Annotated in this window: 14 protein-coding genes; 1 reads left to right on the forward strand and 13 read right to left on the reverse strand. The window is 29.8% G+C overall.

Features of this window, described 5'->3' with window-relative positions:
• Window position 1: 1 nt before the first annotated feature.
• Genes CAMP5053_RS05175 through CAMP5053_RS05185 form a run of 3 tightly spaced genes read right to left on the reverse strand, consistent with a single transcriptional unit; the run spans window position 2 to window position 2,146 of the window.
• A complete protein-coding gene (locus CAMP5053_RS05175; protein WP_087700341.1) occupies window positions 2–625 on the reverse strand; it encodes a lysophospholipid acyltransferase family protein in 624 nt (207 codons plus the stop codon).
• Window positions 609–1,907, reverse strand: a complete 1,299-nt coding sequence (gene miaB, locus CAMP5053_RS05180; RefSeq protein WP_337217408.1) for a tRNA (N6-isopentenyl adenosine(37)-C2)-methylthiotransferase MiaB — start codon at window positions 1,905–1,907, stop codon at window positions 609–611. Before miaB ends, CAMP5053_RS05175 begins: the two co-directional genes overlap by 17 nt.
• Window positions 1,904–2,146 (reverse strand): HP0268 family nuclease, encoded by a 243-nt coding sequence (locus CAMP5053_RS05185; RefSeq protein ID WP_039617566.1) that lies wholly within the window; start codon window positions 2,144–2,146, stop codon window positions 1,904–1,906. Before CAMP5053_RS05185 ends, miaB begins: the two co-directional genes overlap by 4 nt.
• A gap of 123 nt (window positions 2,147–2,269) precedes the next feature.
• Here CAMP5053_RS05185 and nusA point away from each other — a divergent pair, with 123 nt between their 5' ends.
• On the forward strand, window positions 2,270–3,361 hold the full coding sequence (gene nusA, locus CAMP5053_RS05190) for a transcription termination factor NusA (protein ID WP_039617565.1): 1,092 nt from the start codon (window positions 2,270–2,272) through the stop codon (window positions 3,359–3,361).
• Here the strand turns inward: nusA and CAMP5053_RS05195 are convergent.
• The 10 genes from CAMP5053_RS05195 to cysD form a co-directional block, all read right to left on the reverse strand.
• Window positions 3,358–3,711 (reverse strand): membrane protein, encoded by a 354-nt coding sequence (locus tag CAMP5053_RS05195; RefSeq protein WP_039625388.1) that lies wholly within the window; start codon window positions 3,709–3,711, stop codon window positions 3,358–3,360. The genes nusA and CAMP5053_RS05195 overlap by 4 nt on opposite strands.
• The gene (locus CAMP5053_RS05200; RefSeq protein WP_337217409.1) at window positions 3,708–5,081 is read right to left on the reverse strand and encodes a cytochrome P450; all 1,374 of its coding nucleotides are present in this window, start codon (window positions 5,079–5,081) and stop codon (window positions 3,708–3,710) included. The genes CAMP5053_RS05195 and CAMP5053_RS05200 overlap by 4 nt, the downstream gene beginning before the upstream one ends.
• 9 nt (window positions 5,082–5,090) lie before the next feature.
• The gene (locus tag CAMP5053_RS05205; protein ID WP_337217410.1) at window positions 5,091–6,221 is read right to left on the reverse strand and encodes a DUF829 domain-containing protein; all 1,131 of its coding nucleotides are present in this window, start codon (window positions 6,219–6,221) and stop codon (window positions 5,091–5,093) included.
• Between the two features lie 132 nt (window positions 6,222–6,353).
• Window positions 6,354–7,532: a capsule polysaccharide modification protein KpsS gene (gene kpsS / locus CAMP5053_RS05210; RefSeq protein ID WP_337217411.1), complete on the reverse strand. Its 1,179-nt coding sequence runs from the start codon at window positions 7,530–7,532 to the stop codon at window positions 6,354–6,356.
• Window positions 7,529–9,556, reverse strand: a complete 2,028-nt coding sequence (locus CAMP5053_RS05215; RefSeq protein WP_337217412.1) for a capsular polysaccharide biosynthesis protein — start codon at window positions 9,554–9,556, stop codon at window positions 7,529–7,531. The genes kpsS and CAMP5053_RS05215 overlap by 4 nt, the downstream gene beginning before the upstream one ends.
• 44 nt (window positions 9,557–9,600) lie before the next feature.
• Complete coding sequence (locus CAMP5053_RS05220) at window positions 9,601–10,764, reverse strand: sulfotransferase family 2 domain-containing protein (RefSeq protein ID WP_337217413.1); 1,164 nt, start codon at window positions 10,762–10,764, stop codon at window positions 9,601–9,603.
• Window positions 10,764–11,345: an adenylyl-sulfate kinase gene (gene cysC, locus CAMP5053_RS05225; protein ID WP_337217414.1), complete on the reverse strand. Its 582-nt coding sequence runs from the start codon at window positions 11,343–11,345 to the stop codon at window positions 10,764–10,766. Before cysC ends, CAMP5053_RS05220 begins: the two co-directional genes overlap by 1 nt.
• Window positions 11,346–11,353: 8 nt before the next feature.
• Window positions 11,354–13,069, reverse strand: a complete 1,716-nt coding sequence (locus CAMP5053_RS05230; RefSeq protein ID WP_337217415.1) for an SLC13 family permease — start codon at window positions 13,067–13,069, stop codon at window positions 11,354–11,356.
• The gene (gene cysN, locus CAMP5053_RS05235; RefSeq protein WP_337217416.1) at window positions 13,066–14,490 is read right to left on the reverse strand and encodes a sulfate adenylyltransferase subunit CysN; all 1,425 of its coding nucleotides are present in this window, start codon (window positions 14,488–14,490) and stop codon (window positions 13,066–13,068) included. Before cysN ends, CAMP5053_RS05230 begins: the two co-directional genes overlap by 4 nt.
• Window positions 14,490–15,383 (reverse strand): sulfate adenylyltransferase subunit CysD, encoded by an 894-nt coding sequence (gene cysD, locus CAMP5053_RS05240; protein ID WP_261529572.1) that lies wholly within the window; start codon window positions 15,381–15,383, stop codon window positions 14,490–14,492. The genes cysN and cysD overlap by 1 nt, the downstream gene beginning before the upstream one ends.
• Window positions 15,384–15,398: the final 15 nt, after the last annotated feature.

A 15,398-nucleotide genomic window follows, 5' to 3' on the forward strand; every position in this document is an offset into this window, starting at 1 on the left:
TTTATCCTTTATCTATTTGACTTATCATATCAAATTTTTCTTTTATCAATACTTTAGCTTCTTCTAAATTTAAATTTTGTATTTTTATTTCTTTACTTAATCTATAAGTAATTTTAGAAAAAGGTTTAGGTAAAATCATTTTATCCCAACTTTTAAATTCCCAAAAGGAACTTGCCTCATAATTTAGTAAAAAAAGTGGAGCATTTTTTTTCAAAGCAATCATCACAGAACCATCAGAAACACTATGATAAGGTCCTCTTGGACCATCTGGAGTAATAATCACATCATCACCTTGATCTAAAATTTTAAAAGATTGTTTTAGCAAAGCCAAAGCACCTTTACTTGTACTACCTCTTAGAGTATCTAAACCAAACAAAGCAATATTTCTAGCAATGATTTCTCCATCTTTATGGTGTGAAATCATCACATAAGCTTTTTTTCCTTTAATACCCATCTTACGATAAGCAAAAGGCATTAGAGCAAGACGCCCATGCCAAAAAAGTATCACACATGATCTTTTTGGAAGCTTTTGTCCTAAATAAACCTTTCTGCAAGTTAAAAAAATCAGCCATTGTAATAAAAAAATTCCAAAAGCTAAAAGATTAATCTTAAAGGATTTCGCCATTTAACACCATACGCCTAGGATTGGTGATTTTTACTTTTTTCATTTGTCCTAATAACTCTTCACTACCTTTAACTTGAATCAAAAAGTTATTATCACTTCTACCTGCTACAAAACCTTCACTTCTTAATTCTTCAAATAAAACTTCAATTTCTTTATCTTTTTGTTTTGCAACAATTTCGTCTAAAATTTCTGTATGTCTTGCTTGTAAAATACTCAAGCGTTTTGAAGCTATATCATCAGGAATTTGATTTGGCATAGTTGCAGCTTTAGTTAATGGTCTTTTAGAGTATTTAAAAGAAAACATTTGCTCAAATCGCACTTTTTCAAGTACATCCATAGTATCTTCAAAGTCTTTATCACTCTCACCTGGAAAAGCTACAATCACATCAGTGGAAATACTCACATCTTTACACATAGAACGCAACTTCAAGGCTCTATCTAAATACCACTCTTTAGTATAACCACGTTTCATAGCTTTTAAAATTTCACTTGAACCACTCTGTAAAGGCATATGCATAGACTTACATATTTTAGGATTTTTAGAAAAAACTTCTAAAAATCTATCATCCATATGCAATGGATGTGGGCTTGTAAAGCGGATACGCTCCAAACCTTCGATTTCACTTAACTTTTCCAAAAGATCTGAAAAATTAATCTTTTCATGTGTATTAGAAAATCTTTTACCATAATTATTAACATTTTGCCCTAATAAAAAAATCTCTTTAGCACCTTTAGAAACAGCTTTTAGTGCTTCATTTTTAATAATCTCAAAAGGTATAGAAATTTCATCTCCTCTTGTGTGTGGCACTATACAATAAGTACAATGCTTATCACAACCTATGGAGATATTAATAAAAGTTTTATAAAGACTATTTCTAAAATCCGCAAAAGCATAATTACTCTCATCAAAATCTATATCATTACCTAAAAATTTTGGCGTATTTACAGCCTTTGTAATTTTAGAAACATTTCTAGCGCCCAAAACAAAATCCACATTTGGAGCGCGCTTAAAAATCTCATCTCCTAAATGCGAAGCAGTACAACCACAAACTCCTATTTTAGCGCCATTTTTTTTGATTTTTTCAAAACTTCCAACTTCTGAAAAAAGCTTATGCACAGGCTTTTCACGCACTGAGCAAGTATTGATTAAAATCAAATCTGCTTCTTTTGCATCTTGAGTTAATTCGTAATTTTCTTTTTCTTTAAGTTCGGCTATCATATGCTCTGAATCTCTAACATTCATAGCACAACCTAAAGTTTGTATAAAAAGTTTTTTACTCAAAGAATGTGTACCTCATACATAAAATCTGTATCATCTAAACCATATTTGATCGTTCTATGATAAACACATTTTCCTTTTTTTTCAAAATGCTCTACTAAAGCAATTAATTGCTTATGCGCATTGTCTTTATCAAAATAGAAAAATTTTTGACCTTCTTTATCCACAGCCTTTTCAATACTTTCTAAACTTATACTTTTTGGCTTTTCATCAACAGAGGTTCTTGCTATTTTTAAATCCATATCATCATCCTCAAGTTTTTTTAATCTGAAATTATATCAAATTTTACTTTTAATTAAACTTATTAAAGATATAATTTTATTCTTCAAACTTTTAAAATCCAAAATTAAGGTTGTATTGTCATTATGGAAAAAATCACAGATATAATTGAATCCATTGCTAATGAGAAAAATTTACAAATAGAAGATGTAAGAGAAAGAGTTAAAAAAGCACTTATTAATACTGCTAAGAAAATTTATGGTGATAAGTATGAATTTTTTGTTGATTCAGGTAAAAATTTACAACTTTATCAAAAAATCATCGTAGTAGCTGATAATGATGAAAGATTAGAAAATGAAAATGAGCATTTTATCGCTTTAAGTAAAGCAAGGGCTGAAGCTAAAGATGTAGAAATTGGCGATGAGTTAACTTATGAGTGTTCTTTAGAAAATTTAGGTCGCACTGCTGTAAATATCTTACATAAAGAATTAGAATATAACATTCAAAAACTCTTAGAAGAAAAAATCTATGAAAAATACCAAAAAATGGTAGGACATATGGTTTTTGGTAGCGTAGTAAGAGTAGATAGTGAAGAAAATACTTATGTAGAAATTGATGAGTTTCGTGCATATTTACCTAGAAAAAATCGTATCAAAGGTGAAAAATTTAAAGTAGGTGATGTGATTAAAGCTGTTATTAGACATGTATATATTGATAAATCGGGTATGAGAATGGAGCTTAGTAGAACTAGCCCAAAATTTTTAGAAGCTTTACTAAAAGCTGAAGTTCCTGAAATCAAAGATGGTCTTATAAATATTTATGCAAGTGCAAGAATTCCGGGCGAGAGAGCAAAAATCATCTTACAAGCTAATAGCCCAAGCGTTGATGCAGTAGGAGCAACTGTGGGTATAAAAGGAGTTAGAATCAATGCTGTAAGCAAAGAATTAAAAAATGAAAATATCGACTGCATTGAGTATTCTAATGAAATGGCAATTTTAATCACTAGAAGCCTAGCTCCAGCCATTATAAACTCGGTTAGTATCGAAGATAAAAAGGCTATTGTAACGCTAAATAGCGAGCAAAAAAGCAAAGCCATAGGAAAAAGTGGTATTAACATACGCTTAGCTAGCATGCTTCTTGGATATGAGATAGAGCTTAATGAAGTAAATAATGAAGACAAAACTAATAACCAAGAAGAAGCGTTTAAAAACCTTAAAGCTTTATTTGGAGAAAATTAAAGCTGCTTGCCGACGGTTTGTTCGGTAAGTTTTTTCTTTAAAACCAAATCCACAACCTCTTGTTCTCTTTTATTTGCCTTTTGGCAGTGATTTTTATCAAAAAAATCTGTGATTTTAATAACTATTTTAGCCCATCTTTTATCACGTTCTCTCCAAGCATGAGATGATAAAGACTCCCAAGCATAACCATTAAACAAAGTAGCATTGACAAAATGATCAAGCGCTCTCACACCCTGTCTAACCCTAGCAGGATTACCAAAAGTACCCACTATAACAATAAAAAGATAACTAATCACTGCTAAAGGAACGATAGCACAAAGCAGTATGGTTCCTGCTAATTTTTCTTTCATTTTTGCCTTTTTATAAATCTTATATTCATACCATTTGCTGATCTTATAGTCAGTCTTCCTACAATATCAGGCACGAAATTTTCTTCTAATTCTAACTTATAAGTCCTTAAAATATTAGCTAAAATCAAAACAGCCTCTTGCATAGCAAAGCCCTGCCCTATACACACACGCTCTCCCATACCAAAAGGCATATAAGTGTCTTTTTTAATCTTGCTTTTGTCTTCATGGCGACTTGGATCAAACTCATGTGGATTTTCCCAAAAACTATCATGTCTATGGATAAGCCATGGAGCTACTACTACGCCTGAACCTTTTTTAATAAGTTTATCTCTCATTTTGCTTTCATTTCTTGCTTCTCTAGCAAAAAAACCAACTGGTGGATAAAGTCTTAAACTTTCTTTAAACACATTTGTAAGATATTTCATTGCTCTAATATGTTCTATTTTAAACTCCTCATCACCCGCAACTTGCATGATTTCTTCATAAGCTTTTTTTTGCTCATTTGAAGAAATACTTAAAATATATAGTGTCCAAGTTAGCGAGCTTGCAGTAGTTTCATGGCCTGCTAAGAAAAGCATGGCAACTTGGTCTAAAATTTCATTAAAAGAAAATCTCTCATTAGTATCTGCATCTACCACCATAAGCAATGATGATAAAATATCTTCATATTTTCCTTGATCATTTAGGGCATTATCATATCTTGGTTTTATAATATCTGATAAAACCTTACGTATTACTCCACCCGCTTTAAGTCTTTTTCTCTCACCCAAAAGATTTGAAAGCCAAGTTGGGAAGCGAAACATTCTTCGCATAGCTGTTTTAACTGTTTCTTCTTGCACAGTTACAAAAGCATCCAAAACAAGTTTGCCTTTTTGCTCATCAAGTTTTGATGACATGATAGTTCTAAAAATCACATCTGCAGTTACAAAAGTCATAGCTTCATCTACTTCTACAATCGCTTTATCTTCATACCTTGCAAATCTTGCCATCATATCAGAAGCTGCTTCACTCATCAAATTAAAAACCTTAGAAATCCTTGTCATTTCAAAAGAAGGCCTTAAAAGCTCTCTTTGCTTTTCCCATACTCTATCATTAGTTGTAAAAATGCTTATACCCAAAAGTGGCTCCAAAAGCTCATGCAAAAGTTGGCTTTTTGGATATTCTCTAACCTCATCTACCATAATGCGTCTAACTTCTTTTGGATCATTTACTACATATAGATCAAATCCAGGCATTTTTACTCTACCCATCATCATTTTATAGCTTCGCTCATAAAGTCCATCAAGCCAAGATCTTCTTTTTAGTAAAAAAGTAGTTAATGTAGAAGCTTTATTTCTATAAGGCTTTGGATGAAAAGGACACTGACCCATGATTTCCTCCTATTTGATTTTTTCTTCTAATTTATTTTTACCTATGATAAATTCAAAAAAGTTATATACTCCTTGAATTTGTGTGGCAAATAAATATAAAAAATGTGCTTTATATTTGTCTTTTTTGATTTTTTTATAATCTTTATTTTTATATAAGGTATGAAATTTAGCCGAAAGGTATTTTGGGCTAAATTGTGCTTTTACCCCGCTTGTGCGTATGAAATCAACTTGTGTAAAACAAGCCCCATCAATAATAGAAGTAAAATCATACCATATTAAATTTTTACCCCCTAAATACTCTAAGTCTTTTCTAAACTCAAAAGATCTTTTTTGATAGCTTACTAAAGGTATACACTCACCTAAAGTTAAAACCTTTAAATTTTTAAAAGAAATATTTTCTTTTTCGCATTTTCTAAGTACTTTTGCTAAAACATTTATACAAAGCACCGTTCCCACGCTATGTGCGCTTAAAATGAGTTCGTAATTTTTATCATTTACATTTTCTTTTAATTTTTCAAAAATAACCCTAGCAAAATCATCCATTCTTAATTCAAGTTCACCTTGAGAATTTTTCTCCCAGTTTGCACAAAAAGAACAAATTCTAGCTATCCAAAAAACAGCTAATTTCTTGCCTAGTTTATAAAGCATTTTTGGCAAAAATACTAATGATAAAATAAAAACCAAAATTCCCAAAACAATATGAAAATTTTGCAAATAAAATAAGCTTCCAAAAGCACAAGCTAAAGTAAAAATCAAACTCAAAAGTACATAAAAAAATGGGTAATAACCTGTGATGAGTTGGTGCGGGGATTCTTTACCGAATTTTAAAAAAAGTCCTGTGATGGTATAAATTCTAAAAAAACTATAACAATCACTCAAAGCATCTTTTATACCTTCTGACCAATTTTTTTTAACTATATCATTCCAACCTAAAAAAGTATAAGTGGTGTTTGTATATGGGGTTTGAATTTGCCAAAAAGGATAAGTATTAGCTTGAGCTTTTGATAAAGTATAATCATAATTTAAAAGTGCATTTTGCTCAGCTAAATTTTTTTTAAACATAGCATAATAATGCCTATATCCTCTAGGATCATAACCAGCTATATAAAAAACATCTCTTTTTTGACACAATTTATCCATTAAAATCCCAAATAAACTCAAAATGAATTTAAAAATATAGCTAAAGTTGTTATCTTTGTCAAATGCTTATTTAAAGGCAAAATAAGGGGTTTTTGCTCTGAAATTATTCATTAAAACTCTAAGCTATAAAAATCAATTTAAACTAACGTTTTTGAAAAAATTCCCATTGACTTGGGTTTTATATATCACATAATTTCTAAATTTAGCATGTAAAACCACATCAGGTTTATATGCTCTGCATTCTTTCCAAAAAGTATGCAAGCTTTTTTGATAAGTCAAACCTTCTATATCATAAAAAGCTTTTCCCATAACCTTTAAAGGGCTATTGTGATATAAAGCAGAAAGTCCTACTGTGCTATTTATCACTATAGTGCCTCTTGCATTGATTAAGAGTGTAGGTAAGTGTAAGTCATGTACATATAAAATTCTACCCTCGACATTGTATTTTAAGCTCAAATCTTCTATAAGTTTTGTGTAATCCCTATAACCACGATCCATAGGATGATGTTTAAAAACTAGATAAGACTTTGCTTTGGCATGATTAGCAAAAGAGATGATCACTTCTTCTATAAATTTTTCTGTAGTTTTTTTATAATGATGAGATAGTTGAGTATCATTGTGCACTTGCAAAATAGCTAAAAAATACTTTTGCTTTAGGGAAAGAATTTTTTCATTTAAACTTTTTTCTGTAATTTTGTATTTGTTTTTTCTATATACTGAGCAAAGCCAAGGTAAAAAGTCAAATAATTTTAAACTTCTATGATGTAAAGAATTGTTAAAATACCAAGAAAATAAAAAAGCAAAAAGCCAGTATAAAAATGAAGCAAAGGCCATATTTCTAAAAGTGCTTGAGAAAGTTTTGAATTTAAAATCTTTATCAATTTTTTTCTGACTTAGATAAAATTCTTTTTCTCTAGGCAAAGTGGAGTTTGCATTCACTCCATCTTTTTCAAAAGTAATGAAGTTTGGTCTTATATAACCTTCTTCAAAAATCCATACTTCAATACCCATTTGCTTAGCAACATTAATGGCTATCTCATGTACTTTTCTACAATCATTATACATAATGATAACTTGAATTTGTTTTTCTTCAAAAAGCTTTTTATAAAAGTCTTCAAGCTCGGCTAAGCTTTTAGTGTAATTAATGCTTTTAAAAGGGTAAAAGAAAAAATCTCCACCATTAAAATTTACTTTATAAACCTTAGCTTTTGGAATTTTTGTAGCAATTTTACGAAAAAACCCTCCCACAGGTCCTTGAAGCAATAAAACATTTTTACCAGAAAATTTTTTTAACTTTTTACTTAAATTCATCTAATCAAAATAAATTCTATCAATCTTCTTATTTTTCTTAATATATAAATTCTTATATCTATAAACCAACGCAAATAAAATTTAGAAAAATAATCTTTTTGCATTTTTAACATTATATCTAAAGCAAGCTCAACTTCACATAAATTTTTACTTTTTGGATGGATATACCTTGGATAAAGGATCAAAACACCAGCAACAAGTTCTTCTAAACTAAGCACTCTTGTGCGTCTTGAAATTTCATGTAAATCGCTTGTCAAACCCCAACCTGCATAAAAAGGCTTGCCATACACCACTACTTTTTTACCACGCAAAAGAGCATCAAAACCACTTGTAGAGGTTATAGTATGCACCTCATCACAAGCATTTATAGCACTATCTATGCTGACATTTTCTATAATCTCATCACAATATTTTAAAATAATGCTTTTATCTTTTAAACCTTTGCGGTTGCCACTTAAAACATCAGGGTGAGGTTTAAAAACTATAAAGGCATTTTTATCTGCCTTTCTTACGCTTTGTAAAAGTTTTAAGGTATCAAAGCCTGCTCCACCTAAGATCATAGAAGCATCATCTTCTACTTGAGCAGGGATTAAAATAATTTTTTTGTTGGTATTAAAATTTAGCTTTTCATGCTTTAATCCATTATACTTTGAAAATTTATTCTGTGTGATGGTAGTGATGAGTTTTTTAGCTCTTTGTTTTAAACTCTCATCAAAAATGTGATTTTGCAAAATATCTTCTAAATCACTTGGTTTACTTGAATCAACATACAAACCTTTACTATCTACTATCAAAGAAAAAGGGCGTGTGAGATCTGAACCTAAAAAAACAGAGCGTAAAAAGCCATCTTCTACTAAGAAAATTTCATTATTAAAATCTTTAGCTAGCAATGATTTATCATATTTTTTACCCCAAATGAAAATTTTATCTTCAGGATTTAAATTCGCTTTGTAAAGTTCATCTAATGAGTTTAAAAAAATGATTTTATTATTCTTGGCTTTAAAAAATGGTCTCATAAACCAACGCTTCCACAAAGTAAAACCTAAAAAATACAAAGTATTTGAATTAGCTTGTTCTATCTTTTTATATTTTGCTAGAGTATGAATAGTGTCAAAAATATCACTTTTTTGATTTAAGTAAGGATTAAAATACTCACTATATAAAATGTAAGTAGCATAAAAAACCTCTTCTAAACTTCTTTTTTTAAGCCTTCTTTTGCATACTTGTTTATCTTGCGTTAAACCCCAGCCTGCATAAAATGGCACGCCATAGCACACACATTCACATCCCAACATCAAAGCTTCAAAACCCATGCCAGAAGTCTTAGTATAAACTTTTTTAAAATGACTTAGTAATTCTATGGGATTATAATTTTCTTTTATAACTACATATTTACTTGGTAAATCTTGCACAACAAAATCACTTTGTTTTTTACCACTTAACACATCAGGATGAATTTTAATGTATATTTTAGCATTTGGATTTTCTTTAATAGCATCGTTTATGATATCTTGAGTTAAAAAACTATCAGCTAAACCAAATTTAAGAGAAGCATCATTTGCTACTTGAGTGATGATTAGTACGCGTTCTTCATTATCGTTAAAAAGCTCTTTTGGTAAACAAAGATTATTATTATACTTGCTAAGTTTTTCTTTTTTTATAAGCTCTATAGCTTTTTTTGCTTGCTCTAATTCTTCGGTGCTAAACTCATAAGTGTTTAAAATATTTTCAAGTTTAGATGGAGTCATAGCATCATAGTAAATTCCCACATCATCTTTGACGATAGAAAAACTCAGGCTATTTTCTACACCCAAATTTAATGAACGCAAAAAACCATCTTCTAAAAGTAAAAAGTTTACATTATGCTTTTTAGCTAGTTCTATGGCTTTTAAGCCTGATTTTTTTCTACCCCAACCTACAAAAATATCTTCCTTTGTGATGTTTTTGCAGGTGTTATATAGAGCTATTGTATAAAAATTTTTAACATTTTCCTTTAGTTTTTTTGATGTGGTATAAAATCTCATAATCTCTCTTTTAGTCAAAGAGAGATTATATCAAATTTTTGTTTCTAAAATCTCTTTTTTACTCTCCCAACTTCAAACAGCAACTTGATATACCCCCCCCCATACCAAGTTTTATTAGCTTGTATAAGAGCTTGCCCTAGTTTATAAGAAAGATGATTTTTAAGTTTTAAGGCTTCTTGATAATCAGGATAATCTTCTAATGGAGGTAGTTTTAAAGAAGGATCTTTTTTTATTTTTTCTTGATAGATTTTTTGTTCTTGTTTGTGTTTATCTTTTATATAAGATAATACAAAAGGCATTCTTATATAACCTAGTATAGATTTAGAATTTACTATCATAGCTTGACCTAGTTTATAAGAAAGCTGGTTGTGAATACGAGACTTGGCTGTGCCGTATTTGGTTTGAAAAGATAATTGATTATTTGATAGCTGAATTTGAGTTAAATTATCTTGAATAGTTTGTTCTTTAAGTTTTATATTTTGATTTAAATTTTGAATTTGAGTTAAATATTTCAATCTTAAATTTTCTAATACACCATTCTTATATTCTATTTTATTTTGCAGTATATTTGAGATAGTATTATCAGAAATATTAAAATATTTTTTATCCTCTAAATCATAATCAAAAATCTCAAAATCATTCTTATAAATTTCTCTTATAATTTTATATGTTTCATAATTATAATAATCTCTATAGTCACAATGCTTACTTTTATTTACATGTATAAGACTGTCTTTTCTGTTGAGAATACCTAAAATTTTTTTAAAATCACTATTTAATTGTTCAAATTTTCCAACAAAATTTACTAAAATATTCATATTTTCATCACACAAATATTTGTTTTGAAAATAAAAATGATTTTTGCGCAATATGTTTTGTCTAAATTCATCATCTTGTAATTTTAAAACAAACTCTTTAAATTCTAAATCTCTAATATTCAATTTACCCCATTTTATATCAAGGGGATCTGGACTGTCATTTTTTAAATAATGATATGCTGAAACCACTCTATCATAAGGATTTCTCACAAAACCAAAAGAGAAATAACTCTCGAATTTAGCTCTATCAAGCTTTACATAATCACTTGCTTTTACATGTCCCACAAGCCATCTATCTGTTTGATATATCACTCTTTCTATACTGCTACCAGCTACCTTTGGCACATGAATAAAAATACATTTATACTTATCATGAAAATCTTTAAACATTATATTTTCCCATCTAAAAATCCTAAAATCATATCCACATTCCCATTAAGATCTTCTTTTATTATGTGTATATGCGGATTTTTAGGTTTTTCATAAGGGCTATCTATACCTGTAAAATTTTTAATTTCTCCGTTTCTTGCTTTTTTATAAAGTCCTTTTGGATCTCTTTTTTCACAAATTTCCAAAGGTGTATCAACAAATATTTCTATATATTCATCATCATCTAAAAGATCTTTTATAAGCTTTCTATCTTTTTCAAAAGGTGATATAAAAGCACAAAGTACTATCATACCAGCATCTACAAAAAGCTTACATACTTCTCCTATGCGTCTTATGTTTTCTGCTCTTGAAGCCTCATCAAAACCCAAATCTTTATTAAGTCCATGACGCACATTATCTCCATCTAAAAGATAAGTATGAAAACCTCGCTCAAAAAGTTTTTTTTCAACCGCATTTGCCAAAGTAGATTTACCACTACCACTAAGTCCACTAAACCATAAAACACATGGTTTTTGATTTTTAAGTTTAGCTCTTTGAGTTTTTGTAATGCTACTTACATGCCAAGTTAAATTTTTACTCATTTTTTTCCTTAAAAACTAAAAAATACCGGAGTTATAGTTAAAACAATAGTTGAATAAGTCAAAGAAACTATCCATCCTATTTTTATAAAATCAGTAGTTTTATACCCACAAATTGAACCTACCATCAAGTGAGTTTGATAACCATGTGGCATTAAAAAAGCACAACTTGCCCCATAAGCAACCGCTAATATAAACGGAGTTGGATTAACATCAAGTGCCAAAGCTGTGCTATAAGCAATAGGAAAAGCTAAAGCTGCGGCAGCGTTATTGGTAATGATTTCAGTTAAAAGTAAAGTTAGAAGATAAATTCCCACAAAACTACCATATAATCCATATACCCCAAAAGTTCCTATAATAAACTCAGCCAAATCTTTAGCCAAACCACTATCAACTAAAACTTTAGTTATAGCTAAAGAAGATCCTACTATGATAAAAATTTCTAAAGGAAAGCGTCTTTTTGCCTCATCAAAACTTATGATTTTAAATATAAACAAGCAAGCTAAAAACACTAGCAACGCTTTAAGCAAAGACACTAACTCCAAAGCAGATAAAGCAATGATGGTTAAAAACGCAAAAATCACTATAAAACTTTGGATATTACTTAACTTTTGATTTTGCATGATATTTGAGATAATGTAAAAGTTTTTATTGATATTATCTCTTGAATGAAAATCCTTACCTATGCTTAAAATAAGTCTATCGCCAGCTTGTAATAAACTTTGACCAATTTTTGAAATATTTTTTGAACCTCTTTTTAAAGCTACAATCCCTGCATCAAATTTAGCTCTAAAATTTGCTTCTTTAACACTTTTTCCTATCAAGTTTGACTCAGAATTTATAACAACATCTACTAAATTTAATGTTTCTAATTTTAAATCTTGTGAGCCAATTTGCAAGCCATCAAATTTTTTCAAAACTTCTAAATGCGCAATATCTCCACTAAAAATTAACTCATCTCCTTCTTTTATAAGCTCATTGTGACTAACAGGGATGATAAGCTCATCTTTTCTTTGAATTTCAAGTAAAAACAAAAACTCTAAATTTCTTAAGCCATTTTCTTGTATAGTTTTCCCCACTAATGAGCTATTTTTCAATACTTTGGTATTGATTAAATACTCATTAATGACATTTTCTCTTTCTTTATACTCAGGCAATAAAAAGCTAAAAATCAAAAGCACTATAAGCACTCCAACACTTATACAAAAACCCACCGCAAAAAAATCAAAAATCTTTAAACTTTCCAAACCATTTTGCACTACAAAAGAATTGACTATCAAATTAGTTGAAGTACCTATCAAAGTCATCGTTCCACCAACTATGGAAAAATACGAAAGCGGAATAAGTAGTTTAGAAGGAGCTTGAAATTTGTTATTTTTTATAATACTCATAAAACTTGCCACTACTGCAGTATTATTTAAAAAAGCTGAAATACTAGCTGTAACAACTCCAAGCTTTAAAAGTGATAGATGATAATTTTTACCTATGATGAATTTAGAACACCAACTTATCACAACGCTTCTTTCTATAGCGAGTGAAACTAGCAAAAGCAAAATAAGCACTATTAAAGATTCACTCGTGTAAGAGCTAAGCCAAGTATTTAAATTTAAATACCCCAAAAGATAATAAAACACAGCTACACTACCAAATAAAATAAAAGGTTTAATTTTATTGCTAATTAACAAAATAAGCAAAATTAAAATACTTAATGCAACAATAATTTTCATATTTTTTTACATTCCCATTCAGGATAATTTTTTCTAATGTAAGCATTAAGTTCTATTTCTGCTTGGGTGTAAATTCTACTCTTTTCTTCGCTTGCTAAAATTTCTTCTACCATACCCGCTGCTAAGGTTTCATTAGAGTATTTATCTACAATAATAAAACTTCCTAAAGTTTTATTGTCCTTATAAGCTTTAAGGGCTGTTTTTTTATTAAGCTTTAAGGTGCATTTAGCAATATCATTGAGTTTTAATTCATCGCTTTGAAATTCTTTGAAAGTATTAATGTCTTTTTTAAAATCAATTTTTTCAAATACTGCATTAGCAGTTAAATTTGCTATTTTGATAAGATAGCTTTCATTTAAATTAAACTTAACTTCACTCATCCATATTACCATAGCTTTAAAAGAATTTGAAATTTCTATATTATGATTTTTAGAAGCTATTACATCGCCTCTTGAAATGTCTATCTCATCTTCTAAAGTTAAAGTTATAGCACTTGGAAAACTAGCATTTTTAGCACTTTGAACTTTTTCATTTTTATCGGGTACATTTAAGTTTTTAATACTAGGTGTGATGATTTGTTTTACTTTACTTGTTTTCAAGGAAGGCAAAATCACAACTTCGTCTTTAGTGTTTATACTACCACTAGCAATATTTCCACAAAAACCTCTAAAATTTAAATGAGGACGATTGACATATTGCACACTCATGATAAACTCATCGCTTAAACTAGCAGCGATAGGCAAAGTATCTAAAAGCTCAGATAATGTTTTTCCATCATACCAAGACATATTAATGCTTTTAGAAGCTATATTATCTCCATCTAATGCACATATAGGAATAAAATGGGTTTTAATATGTTCATGATTTTTTAAGCATGGTAAAATTTCTTGATAATTTTTGCAGATTGTATTAAAAATTTCTTGATTATAATCAATCAAATCCATTTTATTCACAGCAATAATAAATTGTTTTATACCAAGCAAACTCGCTATATAAGAATGCCTTTTGGTTTGAGTTAAAACCCCTTTTCTAGCATCTATAAGTATGATAGCAATATCAGCTGTGCTAGCACCTGTTGCCATATTTCTAGTGTATTGCTCATGGCCTGGGGTATCTGCTATGATGAATTTTCTTTTTTCACTTGTGAAAAATCTATATGCTACATCTATGGTTATACCTTGCTCTCTCTCGCTTGCAAGACCATCTACTAAAAGCGCAAAATCAAGCTTTTCCCCTGCATTGCCAAGCTTTTTGCTATCTTTTTCTAAAGATAAAATTTGATCTTCAAAAAGCATTTTTGCATCATAAAGCATTCTACCTATAAGGGTAGATTTGCCATCATCTACACTACCACAAGTGATAAATCTACAAAGCTCTTTATTTTCATGTTCTTTTAGGTATTTTTCTACATTCATTTTCATTAAAAATACCCCTCTTTTTTCTTTTTTTCCATACTTGCTTCTTCATCAGTGTCTATAAGCCTACCTTGTCTTTCACTTGTTTTAGAAAGCAAAAGCTCTTCGATGATTTCTAAAACATTGCTAGCACTTGAGTTTATAGCTCCTGTTAGCGGGTAGCAACCTAAGGTTCTAAAACGGACTAATTCTTCTTTAGCATTTTTAGCAAGTTCTTTTGGCATACGCTCATCATCGACTAAAATTTTAGCCCCCATATATTCTACCACCGGTCGTTTTTTAGCAAAATAAAGACTTGGCAAAGGAATATTTTCTTTATAAATATACTGCCATATATCAAGCTCAGTCCAATTACTAAGCGGGAAAACTCTTATGGATTCACCTTTTTTATGACGACCGTTGTAAATATCCCATAATTCTGGGCGTTGATTTTTTGGATCCCATGAGTGATTTTCATCACGAAAAGAATAAATTCTTTCCTTTGCGCGCGATTTTTCCTCATCTCTTCTTGCACCACCAAATACTGCATCAAACTGATATAAATCAAGCATTTGTTTTAAACCTTGTGTTTTAGCAATATCTGTGTGCATAGATGAACCATGCACAAATGGAGAAAGATTTAATTCTTTGATTTTAGGGTTTTGATAGACTATAAGCTCCATGCCAAGCTCTTTGGCTCTTTTATCTCTAAATTCTATCATCTCTTTAAATTTCCATGTGGTATCTACATGCACTAAAGGAAGTGGAGGTAAGCTTGGGTAAAATGCTTTTTGTAAAAGATGAAGCATAACCGAGCTATCTTTACCTATACTATAAAGCATAGCTGGTTTTTCAAACTCAGCTATCACCTCACGGATAATATGAATGGACTGTGATTCTAAATATTCTAAATGGGTCAAATCGAATTTCTTATT

The organism is Campylobacter sp. S4:11 (assembly GCF_024723695.1).
Taxonomy (GTDB): Bacteria; Campylobacterota; Campylobacteria; order Campylobacterales; family Campylobacteraceae; genus Campylobacter_D; species Campylobacter_D jejuni_C.

Bases quoted from the DNA above. Each gene is read 5' to 3' on its own strand.
- CAMP5053_RS05175 (WP_087700341.1), bottom strand. From the start codon at position 625: ATGGCGAAATCCTTTAAGATTAATCTTTTAGCTTTTGGAATTTTTTTA.
- CAMP5053_RS05185 (WP_039617566.1), bottom strand. From the start codon at position 2,146: ATGGATTTAAAAATAGCAAGAACCTCTGTTGATGAAAAGCCAAAAAGT.
- nusA (WP_039617565.1), top strand. From the start codon at position 2,270: ATGGAAAAAATCACAGATATAATTGAATCCATTGCTAATGAGAAAAAT.
- CAMP5053_RS05195 (WP_039625388.1), bottom strand. From the start codon at position 3,711: ATGAAAGAAAAATTAGCAGGAACCATACTGCTTTGTGCTATCGTTCCT.
- CAMP5053_RS05200 (WP_337217409.1), bottom strand. From the start codon at position 5,081: ATGGGTCAGTGTCCTTTTCATCCAAAGCCTTATAGAAATAAAGCTTCT.
- CAMP5053_RS05205 (WP_337217410.1), bottom strand. From the start codon at position 6,221: ATGGATAAATTGTGTCAAAAAAGAGATGTTTTTTATATAGCTGGTTAT.
- kpsS (WP_337217411.1), bottom strand. From the start codon at position 7,532: ATGAATTTAAGTAAAAAGTTAAAAAAATTTTCTGGTAAAAATGTTTTA.
- CAMP5053_RS05215 (WP_337217412.1), bottom strand. From the start codon at position 9,556: ATGAGATTTTATACCACATCAAAAAAACTAAAGGAAAATGTTAAAAAT.
- CAMP5053_RS05220 (WP_337217413.1), bottom strand. From the start codon at position 10,764: ATGTTTAAAGATTTTCATGATAAGTATAAATGTATTTTTATTCATGTG.
- cysC (WP_337217414.1), bottom strand. From the start codon at position 11,345: ATGAGTAAAAATTTAACTTGGCATGTAAGTAGCATTACAAAAACTCAA.
- CAMP5053_RS05230 (WP_337217415.1), bottom strand. From the start codon at position 13,069: ATGAAAATTATTGTTGCATTAAGTATTTTAATTTTGCTTATTTTGTTA.
- cysN (WP_337217416.1), bottom strand. From the start codon at position 14,490: ATGAAAATGAATGTAGAAAAATACCTAAAAGAACATGAAAATAAAGAG.